The 5,310-nt window shown below is 42.8% G+C and carries 3 protein-coding genes and 3 pseudogenes; 4 read left to right on the top strand and 2 right to left on the bottom strand.

The window, feature by feature from the left end:
• On the top strand, positions 1 to 691 hold a 691-nt coding region (locus IQ211_RS17735; protein ID WP_193836431.1), incomplete at its 5' end, for a DUF2829 domain-containing protein.
• 552 nt (positions 692 to 1,243) lie between these two features.
• Here the strand turns inward: IQ211_RS17735 and IQ211_RS17730 are convergent.
• Together IQ211_RS17730 and IQ211_RS17725 are read right to left on the bottom strand one after the other, a co-directional pair.
• A pseudogene (locus IQ211_RS17730) lies at positions 1,244 to 1,579 on the bottom strand (ORF6N domain-containing protein); the annotation flags it as partial.
• Between the two features lie 272 nt (positions 1,580 to 1,851).
• Positions 1,852 to 2,076: a hypothetical protein gene (locus tag IQ211_RS17725; protein ID WP_189761221.1), complete on the bottom strand. Its 225-nt coding sequence runs from the start codon at positions 2,074 to 2,076 to the stop codon at positions 1,852 to 1,854.
• A 503-nt stretch (positions 2,077 to 2,579) separates the two neighbouring features.
• On the opposite strand from IQ211_RS17725, the gene IQ211_RS17720 reads away from it, so the two are divergent.
• The 3 genes and pseudogenes from IQ211_RS17720 (at position 2,580) to IQ211_RS17710 (ending at position 5,194) form a co-directional block, all read left to right on the top strand.
• Positions 2,580 to 2,918: a hypothetical protein gene (locus IQ211_RS17720; RefSeq protein WP_189761220.1), complete on the top strand. Its 339-nt coding sequence runs from the start codon at positions 2,580 to 2,582 to the stop codon at positions 2,916 to 2,918.
• Between the two features lie 238 nt (positions 2,919 to 3,156).
• Positions 3,157 to 4,149, top strand: a pseudogene (locus tag IQ211_RS17715) (tyrosine-type recombinase/integrase); the annotation flags it as partial.
• Positions 4,150 to 4,156: 7 nt separating this feature from the next.
• Positions 4,157 to 5,194: pseudogene (locus tag IQ211_RS17710) on the top strand (DNA-methyltransferase).
• Positions 5,195 to 5,310 lie beyond the last annotated feature (116 nt).

The following is a 5,310-nucleotide window of genomic DNA, read 5'->3' as shown; positions in this document are numbered from 1 at the left end:
TACCCGTTCTGTCTGGGGTGACAAAGGAATGTATCTGGCGATTACACCACGTGTGAGTAACTTAATCGTAGAAGAAGGCAGTGCTTACGCGGTTGATGGTGTAGCGGTTGGGACTCAGTACGATTATCTGACTCACATCGATCTGCGCAATGAACACGGTAACTTCGTACCGTGGCAACCGACACAGGAAGATATGATGGCGTGCGATTGGGAGTTTGTGGAAGAGAAGGAAGAGGAGCCAGTGAAGCCAGAGCCGAAGCCGGAACCTATTCCAGAGCCAACACCTGAACCTACTCCAGAGACTCCGAAGTATAATTTAGTTTTTGATATAACCCGTCAACCGGGTGGCAATATGCTCAATACAGAGGTTAAGGAAGCCTTAGACGTTATTGAAAATGATACTACCAAGCGTGGGCCTCTTCCTTTAGTCTGGTCTTACTTAAGTTATAATGATTTAAATCTTCATTTTACCAACGAAAGTAAGGATAAAGAGTGGTTTGAAGATCTGGGTAATAATGCTTTGATAATTAGTATAAATGACAAAGAATATAATCTCGGAAAAGCAAGTGTAATAAGGCCTGACTCCAATAAGGTGGCTTATCGATACGAGAATAGTGAATCAGAGAAAGTGGTTGAACTATTAAAACAAGAAGGAAAAACATACCGTTTCCATTGTAAGTGGTATAATTAATCTTTTCAAGGCCGCGCATTGCGTGGCCTTCCCCTAGCCCCTTGATATTCCTAATCTCTGTCTCTGTGCCAGAAATAAATAAAATCAACGACTTAGATAAAGGCGGGATTTCTCACCTTTTAACCCGTTACTCACCGATTGCTTTATTCGTGACGCGTCACGATAAATAAAGACCATTGATTCTTCCGTTTCAAACGGAGGTGTGAAAGTTCCTTTAGATTAAGAAACCCTCAATCTTAGAGGTTACCCTCTTTAAGAGGGTAAGTTAGCTGACCCAAAATTATTGGGTTGCCTTATCACGATAGAACTAAACCTCTTTAAGAGGTGCAGTTCGGGCAATAAAGTTCGTCGAGCAAAATCTGAGCGTAACTATTAGTTACTCGCAACCGTGGTGGAAATCACCATAGTTGAATGACTCAGATTGGAGCCATCTATGGCAACCGTTGGAATTTCCTATATCCTCAGCACTTAATTTTCACCCTCAAGCCGCTCAACGTTTTCGGCATAAACCGACAGCATTGAACGCAGTTTTGCCGGATTGCTTAACAGTTCCGCTTCTGTCGTGATATTGTCGCGACGAGTGAAGTAGAACTTGGTCAGGTCGTCGAAGTAATTCCAAGCCTGGTCAGTTTCCAGCATCTTGGAGTGATTCGCGGCGCCGCGTTCTGTCCAGAGGGTCAGTGAGCGAGTTTTTGAAGAAATTTGCGCGTCGCTAAAAGATACGCGCAAATCATTCAGCTCTTCTCCTTCAATTTGAAAGTAGTGTTTTCCCTCAGCAAACCGGGACTTGTTACGGTTGAAGTTCTGACGAATGCGATCAACGGTTGTACCGTAACCTGCCGCCATCTGTTCAGTAGTCACAACACGCTGACCGCGATATTCTACGATCTCACTGAGACAACATTAAATTCAAGATTAAATCATTATTTATCAATTGGTTATTATTTGTTTGCAGAGTAAAAAGCAAAACTGAGACAACATAAAATAGGGTAAGTTGTCTCAATTTTTAGAGATTAGTCATTATAAAACAACATGTTAAATAAATTGAGACAACCGAGACAACTGAGACAACACTTTTTTATTAATGTATATATTCAGGGAAAATAAAATTATGGTTATACATGGAAATGAGTTTGGTGTTCTTGGCACAAAAATGTGAGTTATGACTGACGACGAAATTCGTCGTAACCAGTGATAAGAATTTCTGTGTGGCGGCGGTCGAGCAAAAACTCAGAGATATAGCCGCGGTTATCAATAACGGCAATTAAGCCATCAACTACACTAACATGCTGATTTTTATGATGGTTGAAATTCCAACCATCTTCAAAGTGTGACACTCCACCTTGGGTATGGTGATTTCCACCATACCTTTTGCTTATGTACATGCGGGATTATCCCGTATTGTAACTCAGGGACTAACTGTCAGCCTGATAGCAGAGCAAAGCCCGAATTCGGGCTTAGATGATAACTCATTGATAAATATCCAGACGCCAGATTTGGCGTTTGGTCATAGTTTAGGCTCCCCAATTATTTTGGGTTGCCTGCCTCATTGCATGGAGCAAGAACTGCCCCTCTTTAAGAGGTTCAGTTTGAGTACCGAAAATATCGGTATGCAAAATCCAATGTCCGATAATCGGACTTTGTGCGTAACTATTAGTTACTCGCAAATGACGTTGTGCATAAATAATATTTACTCACAATTTGAGCGTCAGTGATACTGACTCACAAATTTGCACAACTCTTTAAGAGGTGCGCAAAAGAGTGAGATAGGGCAATGTATTACCCTCCATTGGATTATCACAATGAAGGTAGGCTTGAGTTTAAGCCGTCCAGCACAAGGTTACTAAATGTAACTGAGTACGTATTACGTTCGTAGTGGTTTAACTTATTGATTATTATAATGATTGAAAAAACCAACCATATACAGGCGGTGGAAAATGGCACGAAGACAAAAGAAGAACGCACAATCGACAGCTGCCAGAGTCACAGGCAAGATCACCGTGACACTATCGGTGATGTTATTGCACAAAAGGCCAGACGATTACAGTCGCGGGAAGGCTTCTTACTGGCAGGGCTATCAGTTGGCTGCTTCCTCAATCGCTCCATAGGTTCCGACGAAATTCGTCGTCACCCTTCACAAGGTTGGGACGTAAAAAGTACTGACCTCGTTTTATTGAGTGTGGAAATACCAGATCACGGACTAAAAACACATCAGCTATACAATTAAGCTGGTGAGATGCCTTAGTATAATGTAAGTTGTATAGAAATTTGTATAGGACTAAAAATAGAATTTAATTAATTATTTAATATCATTATGTTAAGTATTATGTATTGCTCCCTCCTCCAAAACAATAAATCCAAGTCTCCTAATGTCTTCTAGCATCTCCTGAAAGCGACATGAAATTGTGTATAGTTTTGTGTATAGTTTTTCCTATACACATCTTCCTATACACACGGGTGAAATGATGAAGCTAACAGACGTCGCAATTAAGAGAGCCAAGCCCGGAGCAAAATCCTATACGCTATCTGATGGAAATGGGCTTTGGTTGTTGGTAGAACCGAATGGATCTAGAGGTTGGAGATTTCGCTATCGTTTTGAGGGTAAGCAGAAGATGTTATCTCTGGGTACTTATCCAGAGGTTTCTTTAGCGGAAGCAAGAAAAAGAACCGCAGAATTTCGCTCTATGATTGCTGGTGGCGTTAACCCTTCTGAAGATAGAAAACAGAAGAAGAGAGAAAGCGCCATTTTGTCTGAAAATACTTTTGAAAAAATCACTCTTGAATGGTACGAAAAGCGCAAAGATAGATGGTCGGCAGGGTATCGCGCTGACATGATTAGTGCATTTGAAAATGATGTCTTTCCATATATTGGTAATAGACCAATAGCAGATATAAAACCCTTGGAGTTATTAGACGTTCTTACGAGAATGGAAAAGCGCGGAGCTACTGAGAAGTTAAAGAAAGTCCGTCAACGTTGTGGTGAAGTTTGGAAATATGCAATTATCACCGGACGAGCTGAATATAACCCAGCTCCCGATCTTGCCAGTGCTTTTATTCCCCATAAAAGAGAGCACTATCCACACCTTGATGTTGATGAATTGCCCGAATTCCTGAAATCCATTGATAAACACATGGGTAGTCAGATTGTCAGGCACGCGCTGAGAATTCTAATTATTACAGGATTGCGCCCCGGTGAATTGAGAAAATTAGAATGGAGTGAAGTTGATTTGGAAAAAAAGCTTATCCAAATCCCCGCGGAAAGAATGAAAATGCGCAGACCTCACATTGTGCCGTTGTCCGATCAGGTAGTAACTTTGCTTCAGCAACTAATTCCAATCAGCGGTGATTATCAGTATGTGTTCCCTAGCCGGACTGATTACAAAAAACATCTCAGCGAAATGGCTATGAATACTATGATGAAGCGCATGGGTTATGGTGGCAAGGCTACAGGGCATGGAATAGCCTGTGAATTTAAGTAGTATCACATTAGTCAACGACGACTCTCTAAGATTTATCAAAACACTGCCGGATAACTGCATTGACCTGATCGCCACTGACCCGCCGTACTTTCGCGTGAAAGACTGTAGCTGGGATAATCAGTGGCAAATGTGACAGAGCCTACCTTGTGTGGTTGGATGAACTGTTGGCCGAGTTCTGGCGGGTACTGAAACCGAGTGGCAGCCTGTATATGTTTTGCGGTTCCCGTCTGGCCTCAGATACAGAACTACTGGTACGTGAACGGTTTAACGTATTGAACCACATTGTTTGGGCGAAACCGTCTGGCCCGTGGTGCAGGCACAATAAAGAAAGTTTAAGGATGTATTTTCCCGCCACTGAGCGGATCATCTTTGCCGAACATTATCAGGACCCCTATCACCTGAAAGGCGATGGCTATTCCCGCCAGTGCAGGGAACTAAAACAGGCAGTGTTTAAGCCGCTCGTGGATTACTTTCGCAACGCACGAAAAGTGTTAGGTGTTACGGCGAAAGAAATTCATGAAACAACGGGCAAGCAGATGGCCAGTCACTGGCTTAGCGATAGCCAGTGGCGTTACCCAATGAAGTGGATTATCAAAAGCTACAGGTACTGTTCGAGCGTATTGCTAATGAAAAGTACCAGCGTGGTGAACTGAATATGCCTTATTCTGAGCTGGTGGGGTCCCATTTAACCCTGTCACGCCAGTATGACGAATTGCGGCAGGAATACGGCTTAATGCGTCGCCCGTTTACAGTCACCGCTGCTGTGCCCTATACCGATGTCTGGCAGTTTGCACCGGTGCAATATTATCCAGGCAAGCATCCGTGCGAAAAGCCGGCTGACCTGATGGCACATATTATCCAGTCCAGCAGCCGTGAAGGGGATCTGGTCGCCGATTTCTTTATGGGTTCAGGGGCAACACTGAAAGCGGCATTGAAACTCAATCGTCGTGTGTTAGGTGTTGAGCTGGAAGAAGAGCGGTTTAAGCAGACGAAACAAGAGATTAATGATCAGTTGTCAACATAATTTTTGGTCACGTATTCAATTTGTTGTTTCTCATGTATACTCCTCACTTTTTCAGGAAATCAGATGGCAACGGTAGAAGTGAAATGTCGATTTTGTCAACAAACCGAATCGGTAAG

Source organism: Xenorhabdus griffiniae (assembly GCF_015163655.1).
Taxonomy (GTDB): Bacteria; Pseudomonadota; Gammaproteobacteria; order Enterobacterales; family Enterobacteriaceae; genus Xenorhabdus; species Xenorhabdus griffiniae.
Note: the sequence above shows the minus strand (reverse complement) of the source record. Positions and strands in the feature narration are given on the sequence as shown.

Bases quoted from the DNA above. Each gene is read 5' to 3' on its own strand.
- IQ211_RS17725 (WP_189761221.1), bottom strand. From the start codon at position 2,076: ATGTACATAAGCAAAAGGTATGGTGGAAATCACCATACCCAAGGTGGA.